Origin of the sequence: Psychrobacter sp. ANT_H59 (assembly GCF_008369225.1) — a bacterium.
Lineage (GTDB): Bacteria > Pseudomonadota > Gammaproteobacteria > Pseudomonadales > Moraxellaceae > Psychrobacter > Psychrobacter cryohalolentis.
In genome coordinates this window covers 86,160-102,524 of the sequence record NZ_VOBE01000004.1, presented here as the reverse complement: position 1 = coordinate 102,524, position 16,365 = coordinate 86,160, and the positions used below count along the sequence as shown (strand labels likewise).

The window sequence follows — 16,365 nt, the reverse complement described above, 5'->3', positions numbered from 1 at the left end:
TCTAAAAATATTTGTACAAAACCGTTAAAGGCTTAAACCGCGAATGGTCTAAAACGTTAATGGTTTAAGAAGAAGGTCCTGAAACACGCTCAATCGCGACGTTACCGACACCTTTAGCAGTAATACCAAGTTTTTTGGCAGCACCATAAGATAAATCCATCACACGATTACCATGGAACGGACCACGATCATTTACTTTAACGATGACGCTTTTACCATTGGTTTTGTTGGTCACTCTAACATAACAGTTTAATGGCAATGAGCGATGTGCCGCCGTTAAACCATTCATATCAAAAGTTTCGCCACTGGCGGTTTTGCGACCATGAAACTGGCGACCATACCAAGAAGCTAAACCGGTTTGCTTGAATTTGCTGACCGAGTTAGAGGCAACGGCTGTTAAGCGCTCTAACACATCTTCATCATTACTGACTTGGGCGGTATCACTGGCTAACAGTGAGCTGCTAAGCGCTAATGAGGCAGGTTGGCGTGCAGACTTGACTAAGCTTGATGCGCCGTCATGTTGACGACTAAGTTCACCAAGTACACGGTCGATATGGGAGGCGTTATCTTGCGAGATCATAGCAAGGGAGGTTCTTGATTCTACAGCATTTGCATTAGAAGCGATTGCAGAGCCAGCAAATAGTACCGCTGACATTGTAAGTAAACCAGATAAACGCTTATTCATAAATACCTCTATGACTTATACCTTAGAACCTAACTCTAAAAACATCTTAGATTGAGCGAGATAGTGTTAGACCAATCTAACAATACCGCAAACTCCAAAACCGATATCAATCTATCTTCTTTATAATGACTGATTTTATCATTCGGCTTTTATAAGTTCTAACGTATGGTAATTTTTAATTCATGATCATAACTGGATTGATGATTGTAAATAATCCACTTATGACACGCTCAAATGATAGTTAACAATCTTAATTAAAATATTCATCAACAACTAAAATCAGATACTAATATTCGATAAACAGCCTTTTTAACATTGCTAAGTTAATAAAGGGTTTCGAGAGTTTTACGTATGAGTTTGTTATTAAACCGTTAATTAAGTAGTGACTTTGAAAGTCTAAAATCTACAAGTTGCTAACTATACGGATGAGCTACAACGACAATATAATTAAATGCTAACTTTCTTAGTAGGTCTGTACGGGTTATGTATAAATGACACTAAGACGAGATTAACGCAAATAATTGTAAAAGACAAGGAATAAAACAGACTGGTATTCAATCCTAAATACTGAATATTAGGTATAATTTGCAAGGATGGTATTTGAAAATATTATTAATTAAATCATAAACTTATATATTTATAGGGAGTAATAAAATTATAGTTTTTATCACAGTTCATGCATAATTGATTACAAATAAGATGGGCAAAAATGAACTTATTTACTAAGATTTTTGCACATTCTATCTTTACGTATAGTTACTTAGTAATTAGATTTTAAGTCAAATTTGTACGGTTATTTGTTAATCGATTCAATTTTGAAACATGCTATGTTATGTTTTCTTTATGTATTCAGTCATCTATGTATCATCGCCATTTTTACTATTTTAGATACTGACATAAGCTATTGAATACTTAATTTCTGAAAAATCCATTGCACCTTGATATAGCTTATAGGGGGTATAAAAAAAGAGACCGTATTATTAAAATATTGTCTCTTTAGATATAAAAACAGAGATACTTAGTCTGACTTGTGCGTATGAATGGACATCAGTAAACCAAAACCTGCCATTAAAGTAACAATGGCAGTACCACCATAACTGATAAAAGGCAGAGGTACGCCAACGACAGGTAAAATACCGCCGACCATACCAACATTGACAAAGACATACACAAAAAATGACATCGCAATCGCGCCTGCTAATAGTCGGCTATAAGTATCAGGATGAGAAAAGGCGATATATAAGGCGCGGGTCAATAAGCATGCATAAATAAACATCAATAGTATGACGCCAAGCAAGCCAAACTCTTCAGAGAAAGCCGCGATAATAAAGTCGGTATGACCTTCTGGTAAGAAATGCAAATGCGACTGCGTACCCTCTAAATAGCCTTTACCCGTTAGACCGCCGGAGCCGATAGCAGTTTTGGACTGAATGATATTCCAGCCAGCACCTTGCACATCTGCCTCAGGATTGAATAGTGTGAGTACACGGGTACGCTGATAGTCGTGTAACAAAAAATTCCAAGCAAAGGCAACAAGCGGGATCGACAAAGCAACCGCACCAGCTATCAGTTGCCACGATAGCCCTGCCAAAAACAGCACAAAGATACCGCTAGCAGCGACTAATAATGAAGTGCCAAGATCTGGCTCTTTAGCGATTAATAAGACTGGCACCACAATTAACGCCAAGGTAATGCCGATACTGGGTAGTGAAGGGGGCAGATCACGCTTAGACAAAAACCACGCACACATCATAGGCATGCCAAGCTTCATAAACTCTGAGGGCTGCACACTACCAAATCCTGGTAGATTAATCCAGCGCTGCGCCCCCATACGTACTTCACCGATAATATCAACCAACACCAATAGTATCAGACCTAATACATAAAAGATGGGCGTAAAAGTACGATAAAGGCTCGGTGGTATCTGCGCCATGATAAACATAACAGTAAAAGCGACACCATAGCTGACCATTTGTCGTAGCACCATACTCGTATCTTGAGCGGCTGCACTATATAAAATCGTTAGCCCAATACAACAAACGGTCAATAATAAAAGGGTCAACCAAGGGTCAATATGACTACGTTGCCAAAAGGTCGGTGTCTGACCTTGACCGAAATGGTGGCTCTGTCGGGAAAAACGATATTGCGGGTTAGAAGACATAGGCAAAGTGTGACTGGCAGTTGGCGTGGAAGAAGGGCTATATTTAGCAGAAGACTTAAGAAAATCGATAATTATAGGGCATTTAACCGATTAGATGATAAAAAAAGTAACTTGTCGGTAATAAAGTAACGTCAATATAAAAATAATGAGGATAAGTGTTAATAACGAATAAGTCGCTGCCAATTGGTGACGATAGTTTAGCTTGCTTGCTTAAAATTTGATAGTATCGATAAAACGTTTTTAGCGGTGTTTGTTGCAATGATCGAAATAACAAAACAAGTTTACAGGCAAATCCATAGGCCTATTATTGCACTCTGTATTTGTGCCAGCACTATGAGTGCCCATGCCGCTATTATTAGTGATAATAGTGAGCGCCGTATCCAAGTGCGTCAGGGTAGCAGTGTGAACAACAGCAATGCCAATACCTATATCACACCATCTGCACAAAGAGCGCCTTATAATGCAGGGGTGACTATTTTAAGCGGATCAAGTGGCGATAGTATGCAAGGACTTATTCAGCAAAAGCAGCGTGAGTTTGAATTTGATGCCAGCTTATCAATAGAAGAGAACAAACGTGTCATTACCAATAGAAGTACGCCGCGTTATAACACCACCTATAGCACGGGTAATAACAATTACAATGATTTTATCAGCATGGATTTTAATACTTGGCTCAACAGTAATAGCTATCGCGCAAGCCAAGTAGCAAACTATCAGCGCTATTTAAGCGCGCGTGTCGGCGCTCGAAACGTACCGCCTTTGTCACAGCTACTGACCACCGCTCGCAGTTGGGACAAATGTGGCTATGAGCCGTATCAGCTGCCTCCTCAAGAGCTGTGGTCAAACATTGTACCGACATTGCAGCTATACAGTCAGCTGAAAAGCCAAGGGATTCTGCCAGCAAACAGTGAGATACGCTCGGTATATCGTAGTCCCGGATTAAATGACTGCGCGGGCGGCGCGAGTAGTAGTAAGCATATGACAGCTGGCGCGATTGATATTTGGGTGCCAGATTATGAAAGTAATCCATGGCAGCTGAGCCGAATGCAAGACAGCTTATGTGAGTTTTGGCAATATCAGGGTCAGTCGCACAATTTTGGTCTAGGGTTGTATTCTACGGGTGCTATACATTTAGATACCGATGGTTATCGTAAATGGGGCTTTAATCATGCCAGTAGCAGCTCTGCCTGCCGCTACTGACGATAATTCTAAGATAGAAAAAAGCTCAGCCCGTATATATATAATGGGCTGAGCTTTTTTATAGCACTATGAAAGATAAATTAACTATTTAGCCGCCTTCTTATCCCAAGGATTGACCTCACCAACGGTCACAATTAAGAAGTCATTAGGCTTTAAGGTATCACGCAGGGTCTGATTCACCTCTGCTAATTTGACTTGTTCGATACGATTGACATAGTTGCTAAGATAGCTTGTTGGTAGCTGATAAAAATTCATCATACCAAGCAAACCATTAATACCAGCGTTACTGGCAAAACCCATTGGGAAGCTGTTTTTTAAATTATCCGTGGTCAGCTTCATCTCAGTACTAGTAATACCATTTTTTAACGTGTCATTAATAACGTCTAAGCTAGCATCAATCGCAGCACGAGCCTTGTCATTGCGCGTCGAAAAACCTATCTGATATGGTCCGCGTGTCAGCATCGGACTCATCGAGCCTGAAATACCATAAGTATAGCCAAGGTTTTGTCTGATTTCCGTCATCAGTCGTGCATTAAAATCGCCCCCTGCGAGCACCTCGTTGCCAACGGCAAAACTGGTTTGCTTTTGCTGCGCTTGCGGATCCGTTGCACGCTTATCACCAAGTTGCCCCATCAGTACTGTCGTTTGAGTGCTAGGAAAGGGAATATGAATATGCTGAGACTTCGTCAATGGTTTTGGTTCAGGCAGAATAGGCGCTGCTTGACCAGTAGGTAAACCCGCCGTGATGTTTTCTGCCAGTTTTTTGGCTTGCGTTAAAGTGAGATTACCTGTCATAGAAAGGCTAGCGTTGGCGGCAACCAGATAGCGATTTTTAAAGTCTATCAGCTGTTGTCTTGTGATATTAGGTACTGTTTCAAGGGTGCCAACAGAAGGATGAGCATAAGGATGGCCGCCATAGAGTGCTTTATCAAAAGCAAGGCTGGCAAGGCTGTTTGGGTCTTGTTTTTGCTGCTGCAAGCCGACCAATAAACGGGCTTTATTACGAGCTAGAATTTGCTCATTAAAACTTGGTTCGGTGAGCATTTGGGTCATCAAATCGATGGCAGGTAATAGATGTTTATCGTCAGATAAACTGCGTAATGAGACCGTAAACATATCTTTATAGGCACTGCTGCCTAGATTGATACCTAAGGTTTCAACCGCGCGAGTAAATTCATTTTCATCTAAACGTTTGGAGCCTTGTTCGAGCATAGTCGCTGTCATATTGGCGATACCAAAACCTGTGCTACTGATACTGCCATCGCGCGCGCTACCAGCATTAAAACGTAAATCGATGTCGATAATGGGTAATGCCGTCGTCGGTACAAAAAGTACTGGCACACCCGCTTTGGTCTTAAACTGTTGAATCTTTGGAACGGTAACTTTTAAAGGCTTAGCATTATCGAGGCTAGTCAGCTTAGACAACGCAGCAATAGGTGCATTAATATCGACTGCAGATGCCTGAGTACGATAATCCTCACCAGTAATGCCATCAGCCTGCGCGGTCATGGTCAAAGTAGTCAGCCCCAAAAATAACCCCATGCTCAAATAGGGTAGTCGCTTAAATGTTGGCTTTATTGATGACACCAGAACAGTATTCTTTTTAGCATGGAGAGTAGGATTTTGAGTCATATCTTTCTTCTTATTAATAGTGTTTTAGTCATTGGTATTTTGAGTCATGATATTTGATAACATTATCCAATATTACAGTACCCTTATTTTTTCTTAACGACCTTTTTGACTGGCTCTTTAGGTGGGATAATATGCATGACCGTCAAATTGTCTTTGACCAAATACTTTTTACTAGCTGCTTGTATGTCTGCAACCGTTACGGTATCCATTTTGGTGGGTAGCTGAGCAAGTAACCTATCATCGAGACCGATAGATTGTAGTGAGCCAATTATACGCGCTTGACCTTCCATGCTGTCTTGCGCGTATACCAGACCAGTGACCGTATTGGTTTTGGCGCGCTCAATTTCATCGGTGGCAATTGGATCGGTTTTAAGCTTTTCTATTTCAGAGAGGATAGATTGCTGCGCTTGCGCTAAGCTGACGCCTTCACGCGGAGTCGCTTGTATCAAAAATAGCCCGTCGCCTCGATCTAATAGATCATAAGACGTACCCACTGTGGTCAGGAGCCCTTGCTCGCGTACCAATCGACTCTCAAGGCGCGCTGACAAACCGCCATCCAATACGTCTTGCGCAAGCGATAGTGCATAGGCTTGTTTTTCATTGCTTGCATCTGTTGTCACAAGACTTGGCACGTTATAACCCATAAGCAATACAGGCACTTGTACTGCTTGCTCGGATTCTACTTGCTGATAACCACGAAAACCTTTTTGATTAACGGCAGAACGTTTTGGCAGCTTACTCGGTTTTAGCTCACCAAAGTAGCGCTTTACTTGGGTTAAGACTTCAGTGGGCTCAACGTCGCCAACAATAACCAAGGTGGCATTATTTGGTGCATACCATGTTTTATACCAGTCTTTTAAGTCTGAGAGCGTAATCGATTCAAGCTCATTCATAGGTCCGATGACTGACTCGCCTTTGGGGCTATTTGGCAAGGCCAGCAAACGAAATGACTCATAAGCCTTGGCAAGTGGATTATCATCAGTACGCTGACGACGCTCCTCCATGACAACTTGATGCTCTTTAGCAAACTCTTTTTCATTAAATACTAAGTTTTTCATCCGATCTGCTTCAAGCTCAAGTGCTAAAGGAAAACGGTTGGCAGGGAATAGCTCGTAATAACCCGTATAATCATAGCTAGTAAAGGCATTATTGACGCCGCCAAACTTAGCAATTAAGCGTTCATAATCAGCGCTTGAAACGTTACTAGTGCCTTTAAACATCATATGCTCAAGCACATGCGAGATACCACCTTTATTGACCGGCTCATCAGCTGAGCCAACCCGATACCAAATCTGAGTCATCACCACAGGCGCACGATGATCTTCTTTGACGATTATTTTTAGACCGTTTTCCAGCTGATATTCATGGCGACCAGAGATATCCATAGTCAGCGCTGATGATGGCTGAGCGTCCTTGGTAACTATATTTTCAGGCACTGGATGCTTGACCGCAGTCATAGGATTGGCGTTAATGGTACTGGTTTGACAAGCGGCAAGTGTGGTCGCCATGGCTAAGGCAGATGCAAGACGTAAAGAGAGTGTGGTTCGAGATAAAGGGACAGACATGGTATGTTCTACTTATATAAAAGGAAGACTTTTAAACGGGCAGCTTATAAATGGATGAGAGCGTATAGTGAGTTCAATATAAAAGAGTTACGTTCAGAATAGCATTATGCTGGGATAAATTTCTCTCGCTTGCTGTGCGCTTCGCACTCCAGAGGCTTCGTAAAATTTATCCCAGCAGTACTGTGTTCTTTTTAAATTGAATTGACTATATATCTATTTTCATCATGGTACTGATACTTATACCATCATAAAGATTTGTGCGCACCAACCATGACACTGGCAGTCGGCTTGAATTCTTGAGTCGTGTTACAACCTGTCGCTGATATTGCCATCGTCGCCAGTAATAAAGCAGCAGTGATATGGGTAATGTTTTTATAATGATTGGATAAAGACAACATAAGACATTCCTAATATAAGTAAGAAGCATGGAGATAAAGGGTATAAACAGGTATTTAATTAGCTTTGCTAAGAGTAGGCGAAGTTTGCCATCGCAAAGGTCAGATTTATGTGTCCAAACCTTAAGCGAAACTTGCTCAATGAGCGATCTTATTTATCATCTTTTTCACGCTAAAGGTTTAATAGTGCTTTTGTATCACTTGATGATTTTTGCCATTTACAAGCAATCTAGGATGCGAAAGGCTGAGCTCAACTTGAATTATGCTAAACTAGACTAAAAATAATCTCTGCATTGAATCATAGAAAACGGACAATACAACGATATACAGATCCGGTTTTACCATAAACATATTACTGATACTGATGAACTTTAGGGCAAAATTATGAATAACCCCAATAATAGCAATCGTGTGGTCATTAATCTTGACAGCGGACTTGATGAATTAGATGACGATGATATTACCTTACCCAGTCTGCCAGTGCAATCTGTCCCTATTATCGATGCGTCTGAAAGAAACGAGGTAAGTAATAGCGATGAGCCAGTAACGCCTACAGTCAATAAGCAAGTATCAAGCACCGATGCAGCTGAGAGCATTGCCCTAGGCGCGCCTATCCTCATGACGCAAAAGCAGAGTCATACAGACAATACCTCAGAGAGCTTTGCAAATACCAATGAAACAGAGAAGACAACACCAGCTGTCTCTGGATCAAAAATCCCTACTATGCCCTTACAAGCACAATTAGGGGATCTGCCAAGCGTTACGCCTAGCAGTGCAAGTAGCATTAATAGTAGTAGTAATCAAGCGTCTTCTGAGCCACAGCAAACGATTCCAGTAGAGTCGCAAGCAAATAAAGCGTTGCAAGAGGAACAAGAAAGCAGCAAAAAAGGCAGCTGGTTTAACCGGATGAAAACCGGTTTAAGTAAGTCGCGTAAGAACTTAGCCGAAGGGATGGTCAGTATCCTTATTGGAGGCAAAGAGATTGATGATGAGCTATTAGAAGAGGTTGAAGACCAACTGTTGGTGGCTGATATCGGTGTCAATGCAACCAATCGTATTATCAAAAGCCTTACTGAGCAGACAGATCGCGGTGATTTAATCTACGCGCATTCACTATACAAGGCATTGCAGACTGAATTGGTCGATATCTTAACGCCGAAAGTTGCGCCGCTTATTATTGATAGCAGTAAAAAACCATTTGTTATCTTGGTCGTAGGCGTGAATGGCGTAGGTAAAACGACGACTATCGGTAAACTTGCCAAACGTTTGCAAGGCGAGGGTAAGTCTGTAATTTTAGCAGCAGGGGACACTTTCCGCGCAGCAGCTACTGAACAGCTGCAAATCTGGGGTGAGCGTAATCATATTCCAGTTGTGGCGCAAGGTCATGGCTCTGATAGTGCATCAGTTATCTTTGATGCCATGCAATCTGCTAAAGCAAAAAATATCGATGTGTTAATTGCCGATACTGCTGGACGTTTACAGAATAAAACCCATCTAATGGCAGAGCTCGAAAAAGTCGTACGTGTGATGCGCAAAGCTGATCCAAGCGCGCCACATGAAGGCATGATTGTGCTTGATGCTGGCACGGGTCAAAATGCCATTAATCAAGTGGAATTATTTAATAAAGTGGTACCATTAACCGGAATCACGATTACTAAACTAGACGGGACTGCCAAAGGCGGTGTGGTCTTTAATATTGCCGAAACGACAGATGTGCCTATTCGTTATATTGGCGTAGGTGAGTCGATTGATGATCTGCGTGCCTTTAGTCCAAAACAATTTGTCGCCGCGCTGTTTGAAACTGATGACAAAGAATAGCGCTCAACCGTTTATTTTAGTCAATACTCAAGTCTTGAAAATATAACGATTTGAAAAGGAGTAGTCATGATAGTCACCACAGCCGCTTTTGGATCTAATCAGTTAACATTAATTGCGAGTGCCAATGAGCATAGCAGTCCTAAGCTGGTTGAAGTCAATTGGCTGCTGGCAGGTGATTCTTGGCACAGTTCGAAATCTATTCCCAAGCTTAAAAAGCATTATGGTATTGACGATCAGAGTTTTACATTCATAGATAAAGATAGCCTAAGCAAAAATGAACCTACTCAAGCATTATTAATAGAGGCTATAGCACAATTAAAGGAGTATTTTAACGGTGAGCGTCAAGCATTCGATTTGTCACTAGATATGAGCCTAGGAACTAAATTTCAGCAGCGAGTTTGGCAAGCACTACAAGATATTGGTTATGGCAAGACGATTAGCTATGCAACGCTGGCACAAAATGTCGATAGTCCCAAAGGCTTTCGTGCGGTTGCGAATGCCAATAGTAAAAACCCTTTTAGTATTGTCGTTCCGTGTCATCGTGTTATTGCAAGCGACGGCAAACTTGGTGGTTATACAGGCGGCTTAGATAAGAAAACGCATTTGTTAGCGCTTGAAGGCGTCACGTGCAAAGCTTAGTTTGAAGTAATTGCTCGTCACATGTCACATATTGTTGAACAAAAAAGCCAAACGCTAAAAACGTTTGGCTTTTTTAATACAAAATACAAAAATTACTGCTCAAGCTGTGCCATGACTTCGTCTGAAAAATTGACGTTGCTATAAACTTCTTGCACATCATCGATATCTTCTAACATATCAATCATCTTCATGACTTTTTCGGCATCTGCAACGTTGTCTATTTCAGCACTGGTTGATGGCGACATGGTTACTTCAGCATTGTCAGAGACTAAACCAGCAGCATTAAGCGCGTCTTTAACATGACCGAAATTTTCCCACTCAGTGATGACAAGCAAGCTTTCGCCATCATTTTCGATATCAAGCGCGCCTGCATCTAATGCCACTAGCATAACTTCATCTTCTAAACTTGTGTCATTAAAGCTTATTTCACCGCGTTTATTGAATAGGTAAGCCACAGAGCCAGTAGTACCCAGATTGCCATCATTTTTGGTAAAAGCATGGCGTACTTCACTGACTGTCCGATTGAGATTGTCAGTCATGGTTTCGACTAATACTGCGACGCCGCCGATGCCATAACCTTCATAGCTGACTTCGTCCATATTGTCATTGTCATCGCCGCCTGTACCACGAGCTACCGCACGATTGATGGTGTCTCTTGTCATATTGACGGACAGGGCTTTTTCAATGACCGCACGTAGGCGCGGATTCTTATCAGGGTCAGGATCACCTTGCTTGGCAGCAGAAACAATTTCACGAATAATTTTGGTAAATACTTTACCTTTTACCGCATCCTGACGGGCTTTACGGTGTTTGATATTTGCCCATTTTGAATGGCCTGCCATATGACGTCCTTAAGTATTACGAGTGATGTATTGTACAGCTAAAACATTTATTGGTAAAAATTTTTTATAGCTACAGCAGTTTTATTACCTGATTGCGCTGTTAAGCTCAGGTAAGTGATCTGTCGCTAAGTTAACGATTTGTATGTTGTTAATAGCGCTTTTTTGCTACACTGCTATGTTCTGGCTTTTGACTCGTCATCGATTATTCTCGTAGTGACGGATAGCAGCCAATAACCACATTACTTTCAATATTATAAACCACTTTCACGTATTTTGACCAATCTTAGCTTACGCATATACGCCTAAGTTGTCCGGTTTTAGATATCCATTGATCCTATGATTTGATTGACTTTATGAAGCAGCCGAATACCGAAGCCGTTACTCATTTGCGTAACCGCATTCATATTATTATTGAAGGTACAGATACTCGTTTGGGTAAGCTGTTTGATATTGTATTGTTGATCGCGATTTTGGCCAGTGTGGCGGTCGTGATGCTCGATAGTGTGCTCTATATGCGCTTGCAGTATGGCACGCTGTTTCTATATGCAGAATGGTTTTTTACTATTTTGTTTACGATTGAGTATATGCTCAGGTTGTTCTCAGCACCCAATCGTTTTCGTTACGTGTTTAGTTTTTTTGGGATAGTGGATTTATTGTCCGTACTACCGAGCTACTTAAGCTTAATGTTTGTGGGCGTACAATACTTGCTTGTCATTCGTATCTTACGTATTTTGCGTATCTTTCGGGTACTTAAGCTTGAAGCCTATATGCAACAAGCAGGGTTTTTGGCGTCTGCGCTTAGAACCAGTCAGCAAAAAATCACGGTATTTTTCTTGTCATTGGTGTTACTGGTCACCATTTTTGGCTCGATTATCTATGTCGTAGAAGGACCAGAAAACGGCTTTACCAGTATTCCGCTATCTATCTACTGGGCAGTTGTTACCATGACGACGGTTGGTTACGGAGACATGTCACCAAAAACACCCTTAGGGCAAGCCATTGCAACCATGGTCATGATTACAGGTTACTCAATCATTGCTGTACCAACAGGGATTTTCACCTCAGAGCTTGCACGTAATATGCGCCCGCAGCTCAATCCTGTCACGTGTCCGAACTGTGGTAAATTTGGTCACGCCGTAGGTGCGGATTTTTGTGACCGCTGTGGACATGCCTTGCATGTATAACCAATACTAAAACTTGTCCTATATATTTATAGCCATTTAACGCTCTAAAAACCTATATATTCATGTACCAGTGGCGACAAATCTATCGTCACTCCTAGATTGACTAGGTTCCAGTATTGTCCTGATATAGTACGATCGAGCATCATCGTAGAGGCTGATGGTTGAAACTGTCCAAAGTATTTCAAAGAAGTGCGCATTTGGGCGATGGCTTCATGATGGGTTTGACTGCTTGCAAAATCAAAATTACCGTCTTGATAGGGTTTGATAGATAAGGGTTTCAGCCCAATCTCTAACCATTTTCCATAAAACTCACCCGGTACGATTTTATCGTCTTCACGGCGTATATCCAGAGCAACCAAATCTTGCTCAAGGGCAGTGACATCACCTTTTAAGGCATGCTTGGCAAATCGGCGAAATAATTGAACTTCGCTGTCGCTATAGCTACGAATCCCGCCAAAATCATAGGCAACTACACTGCCATCAGCACGGAACGCAAAGTTGCCCGGATGAGGGTCGCAGTGCATTCGATATAACCCAAACAGCTGCCCTGCGGTAAAATGAAACAAGCGCACTGCGATTTTCTGCTTAATATCATTATCCCACGTTGCTGCCACTGTTAAGGTTTCGCCGCTCTCTTCTGTCAAGGTCAAGATTCTTTTAGAAGAGTGACTGCTAATCACTTTTGGGATAATGAGACCCGTATCTTCGGCATGAAAAGCGCCAAATACCCGCAGATTATGCGCCTCTTTAATATAATCAAGCTCATCATGTAAGCTTTGGCGAATTTCGTGAAATAACTGCTCTTGCAATTGCTTACTCATATTGAGCACGCCAGCGATTTTTAGTGCCATACGGACTTGTTTTAGGTCGCTATCACAATTTTTATCGACATCAGGGTATTGCACCTTAACCACAACCCTTTGTCCAGATGGCAAAATTGCGCGATGTACCTGTCCGATGGAAGCTGCAGCAAATGGCATTTCTTCGAATTCAGTAAACAATTCATGAATAGGCGCTTTGAGCTCACGTTCAACTTGTACGCGTATCTGCGCATAGGGCATCGCCGGTGCATCTTTTTGCAGTTTCTCTAATGCGGTTGCAACTTCAGGTGGAAACACATCTTTATACTGAGAGGCAATTTGACCTACCTTCATGACCGCACCTTTCATCTCACCTAAAGTTTCAGCGATTTGAATACCGACATCTTGCATCAATTCTGAGCGCGCTTGTAGGCGTTTTTCTTCGTCACTTGAGAGATGCTTTAAGGAGTTTTTAGCTGCTTTTCCAGCAATACTTGCTGTCATACCAGCAAGTTTCATAAAGCGCGTTCCGGACGATTTTGCCATGCCTATCACCATATAGTGGGGTATTTAGTGGGTTATTATTTAACCCCTAATATTATTATTTTAATCGAATGAATGCTGTTTAACTACTGTGCTAAAGTATCGCAATAACGGTTTGTGTAGTACTTGTCGCAGTAATTTTTGTCATGTGTTCGGCAGTATTATTTAGATAAAAACCTTAACGCCATTAAACTACTTATTCAGTGTTATTGCATAAGTATGGGTCAGCCAATAATCCAATGCCATATCATAGCCCAAATGCCCCAAGCCACAAATCACGCCAACTGCTACATCACATAAATAAGAATGCTCGCGAAACGATTCACGTGCGTGGACGTTCGATAGATGCACTTCTATAAATGGCTTTTGGGTAGCAAGTAGCGCATCGCGTATCGCAACAGACGTATGAGTAAAAGCAGCAGGATTGATGATTATGGCATCGATCTGTGCGCTTGGCTCTGCCAATAGACCGTAATACTGAATATCATCGACCAGTTTGCCTTCGTGATTCGACTGACTACAAATTAGCTCAATACCATGTGCCGCGGCGCGCTTGATTAAAGCACTCTCAATATCAGCAAGCGTCATATGACCATAAATATCAGGCTCACGTTTGCCGAGTAGATTTAGATTGACACCATTAATCAATAATAGCTTATGAGTAAGGGTTTTATTGGCTTTTTTATGGGAAGCAGTGCTGGTCGTTGCTGATTGAGATGAGGCGGTCATAATGGTCTCTATGAGTAGCAATGAATATGTCTAGATAAATTATTGGTGAGTATAAGCGTACTACAATAACAGGTGTTAGGAAACATAGCGCTCTCTATCCTTTTATATTAACAGCTTGCAAGATAACTTATAAAAAAATAATTCCAAAAAATAGATCGAGGTATAAAAATCATCTTAAAAGCCTTTGTGTTGCTAAAAACCCGTGTTATGATATTTTTTACACAATAAACATTACATGTTTGTTGCTAACTCTAGTTTGGTAGATAATTAACACTTTTTTGATAAAGTAGTTTTAGTTTCTATCAAAGACTAGAGGCATTAAAATGACTAAATACTAAAAGTAAGTATAAGGCTTTCATATTTCGCTAATACTGTATTAGATAGTCACTTTTAAGTTTTGATTTCATCATCTTGGTACCCGTTTATATGCAATGATGCAAAGGAATTTGGGACTAAGTAAACTTTTTAGGAAGTAATATTATGTCAGCTCGCGAGCAAGGTATCGTTAAGTGGTTTAATGACTCAAAAGGCTTTGGTTTCATTCAACGTGATAGCGGAGAAGATATTTTTGTGCATTTCCGCGCGATCCAAGGTGATGGTTATCGCTCTCTAAAAGACGGCGAAAAAGTTGAGTTCAGTGTAGTAGAAGGTGATAAAGGCCTACAAGCTGAAGAAGTCAGAAAAGTAGAAGAGTAATCGTAACAGTCATTCGTGCAGTTTAGCTATAATGTCTGTACAAACTACTGATATACTACTGAGTCAAGCTCGTCCTGTCTTACTTATGTTGATTTTAACGCAGCATACTTGGTAAGCATCGACATGGGGCTTGGCTTTTTTATGCTTATCAGTTTTATAGGGCTTGCCTGCTGACTAATCGTTGCTATAAACCGTTAAGCCTTATAGCCTCTCATTTATTTATGATACACAAGCGATTTATATAAAAGGATATTTTTTTGAGTAACTTTACGACGTTTACGGATTTGCCACTTTCAGCAGCGACCTTGCGTGCAGTAAGTGACTTAGGTTTTACTGAATTGACGCCGATTCAAGCAAAAATACTGCCGCATACGCTGGCAAACCAAGATGCGATCGGACAGGCGCAAACGGGTACGGGCAAGACGGCTACATTTTTATTGACGATTATGGAGGCGTTACTTAAGCGTCCGTTTGCCGCTGATGAAGAACGTCATTTAGGTGAGCCACGTGCCGTCGTTATGGCACCCACCCGTGAGCTTGCTCAGCAAATATTCGATGATTGTATCGCTTTGACCAAATATACTTCTTTGCATAGCGTTTGTATTATGGGTGGTACCAATTATGAAACCCAGCAGCATGAGCTTGAGCGTCAATACGTCGATATCTTGATTGCCACACCTGGTCGTTTGATTGATTTGATGCACAAAGGTATGGTCTATTTAGACCGCGTAGAGGTGCTAGTATTAGATGAAGCAGACCGCATGCTCGATATGGGGTTTATACCCGATATCAAACGCTTAGTCGGTCGCATGCCGCCCAATACCGACCGTCAAAGTTTATTGTTTTCTGCTACCTTTAACCAAGATGTGATGGGTTTGGCTTATCGCTGGTTACATGAGCCAGAGTTTGTTGAGATTGAGCCTGAGCATAAAACCAGTGAGCTGGTAGACCAACATTTTTATCTCTTAACCGAAGATCAGAAGCTAGAAGCGGTTGAGCGTATTATCACGGATAGTACGGTAGAAAAGGTCATTATTTTTGCCAATCGTAAAGACCAAGTAAAGCGCCTATATCATAAGCTGCGTCAGGGACATAAAATTGTCATGTTATCAGGTGATGTGATTCAACAAAAACGCGAAAAATATTTACAGCGCTTTAAAGACGGGCATGCCTCTGTTTTGGTCGCGACGGATGTAGCAGGGCGCGGTATTCATGTAGATGATGTCAGCCATGTGATTAACTATACCTTACCAGATCAGCCAGATGACTATGTACATCGTATTGGTCGTACTGGGCGCGCCGGGCAAACCGGTATTAGTATTAGCTTTGTCAGCGAAGATGATGCCTTTAATATACCGGCATTAGAGAAGCATTTGGATACGAAGTTTAAGCTTGAACAGTGGCAGCCTTAAGTACTTAATATTTAGAACTCAGCCAATACATTATTCATCAAACTATTTAAAATTGTTGACTGAT

13 protein-coding genes and 1 pseudogene are annotated in these 16,365 nt (G+C 41.4%); 6 read left to right on the top strand and 8 right to left on the bottom strand.

Annotated features, from left to right (window positions below; all coding sequences use genetic code 11):
- Positions 1–64: 64 nt before the first annotated feature.
- Positions 65–412, bottom strand: a pseudogene (locus tag FQ083_RS12935) (septal ring lytic transglycosylase RlpA family protein); the annotation flags it as partial.
- 1,291 nt (positions 413–1,703) lie between these two features.
- The gene (gene rodA, locus FQ083_RS08000) at positions 1,704–2,846 is read right to left on the bottom strand and encodes a rod shape-determining protein RodA (RefSeq protein ID WP_011513816.1); all 1,143 of its coding nucleotides are present in this window, start codon (positions 2,844–2,846) and stop codon (positions 1,704–1,706) included.
- Positions 2,847–3,179: 333 nt separating this feature from the next.
- On the opposite strand from rodA, the gene FQ083_RS07995 reads away from it, so the two are divergent.
- On the top strand, positions 3,180–4,046 hold the full coding sequence (locus FQ083_RS07995) for a D-Ala-D-Ala carboxypeptidase family metallohydrolase (RefSeq protein WP_410477359.1): 867 nt from the start codon (positions 3,180–3,182) through the stop codon (positions 4,044–4,046).
- 84 nt (positions 4,047–4,130) lie between these two features.
- On the opposite strand, the gene FQ083_RS07990 is transcribed toward FQ083_RS07995, so the two are convergent.
- The 3 genes from FQ083_RS07990 to FQ083_RS12675 all read right to left on the bottom strand — a co-directional run bounded on the left by FQ083_RS07990 (position 4,131) and on the right by FQ083_RS12675 (position 7,641).
- Positions 4,131–5,678: a M16 family metallopeptidase gene (locus tag FQ083_RS07990; protein WP_149409479.1), complete on the bottom strand. Its 1,548-nt coding sequence runs from the start codon at positions 5,676–5,678 to the stop codon at positions 4,131–4,133.
- Positions 5,679–5,761: 83 nt separating this feature from the next.
- On the bottom strand, positions 5,762–7,243 hold the full coding sequence (locus FQ083_RS07985; protein WP_133104587.1) for a M16 family metallopeptidase: 1,482 nt from the start codon (positions 7,241–7,243) through the stop codon (positions 5,762–5,764).
- 245 nt (positions 7,244–7,488) lie between these two features.
- Positions 7,489–7,641, bottom strand: coding sequence for a hypothetical protein (locus tag FQ083_RS12675; protein ID WP_188004094.1), 153 nt, complete (start codon positions 7,639–7,641; stop codon positions 7,489–7,491).
- Positions 7,642–8,361: 720 nt separating this feature from the next.
- Between FQ083_RS12675 and ftsY the strand changes: the two genes are divergently transcribed.
- Both ftsY and FQ083_RS07975 read left to right on the top strand, forming a co-directional pair.
- On the top strand, positions 8,362–9,456 hold the full coding sequence (gene ftsY, locus FQ083_RS12900; protein ID WP_188004097.1) for a signal recognition particle-docking protein FtsY: 1,095 nt from the start codon (positions 8,362–8,364) through the stop codon (positions 9,454–9,456).
- Between the two features lie 66 nt (positions 9,457–9,522).
- The gene (locus FQ083_RS07975) at positions 9,523–10,095 is read left to right on the top strand and encodes a methylated-DNA--[protein]-cysteine S-methyltransferase (RefSeq protein ID WP_149409477.1); all 573 of its coding nucleotides are present in this window, start codon (positions 9,523–9,525) and stop codon (positions 10,093–10,095) included.
- Positions 10,096–10,187: 92 nt separating this feature from the next.
- Here the strand turns inward: FQ083_RS07975 and FQ083_RS07970 are convergent, their stop codons facing one another.
- Positions 10,188–10,937 carry a YebC/PmpR family DNA-binding transcriptional regulator gene (locus FQ083_RS07970; RefSeq protein ID WP_011513810.1) on the bottom strand — a complete coding sequence of 250 codons (750 nt, stop codon included), beginning with the start codon at positions 10,935–10,937 and terminating at the stop codon, positions 10,188–10,190.
- Between the two features lie 353 nt (positions 10,938–11,290).
- Between FQ083_RS07970 and FQ083_RS07965 the strand changes: the two genes are divergently transcribed.
- A complete protein-coding gene (locus FQ083_RS07965; RefSeq protein WP_011513809.1) occupies positions 11,291–12,121 on the top strand; it encodes an ion transporter in 831 nt (276 codons plus the stop codon).
- Between the two features lie 44 nt (positions 12,122–12,165).
- On the opposite strand, the gene FQ083_RS07960 is transcribed toward FQ083_RS07965, so the two are convergent.
- Entirely contained in the window at positions 12,166–13,467 is a 1,302-nt protein-coding gene (locus FQ083_RS07960; protein ID WP_149409476.1) for an ABC1 kinase family protein, read from the bottom strand.
- Positions 13,468–13,656: 189 nt separating this feature from the next.
- Positions 13,657–14,193 (bottom strand): type II 3-dehydroquinate dehydratase, encoded by a 537-nt coding sequence (gene aroQ / locus FQ083_RS07955; RefSeq protein ID WP_011513807.1) that lies wholly within the window; start codon positions 14,191–14,193, stop codon positions 13,657–13,659.
- 480 nt (positions 14,194–14,673) lie between these two features.
- Between aroQ and FQ083_RS07950 the strand changes: the two genes are divergently transcribed.
- Positions 14,674–14,889 (top strand): cold-shock protein, encoded by a 216-nt coding sequence (locus tag FQ083_RS07950; RefSeq protein ID WP_011513806.1) that lies wholly within the window; start codon positions 14,674–14,676, stop codon positions 14,887–14,889.
- Between the two features lie 257 nt (positions 14,890–15,146).
- Positions 15,147–16,301, top strand: a complete 1,155-nt coding sequence (locus FQ083_RS07945) for a DEAD/DEAH box helicase (protein WP_011513805.1) — start codon at positions 15,147–15,149, stop codon at positions 16,299–16,301.
- The last annotated feature ends 64 nt before the right edge of the window (positions 16,302–16,365 follow it).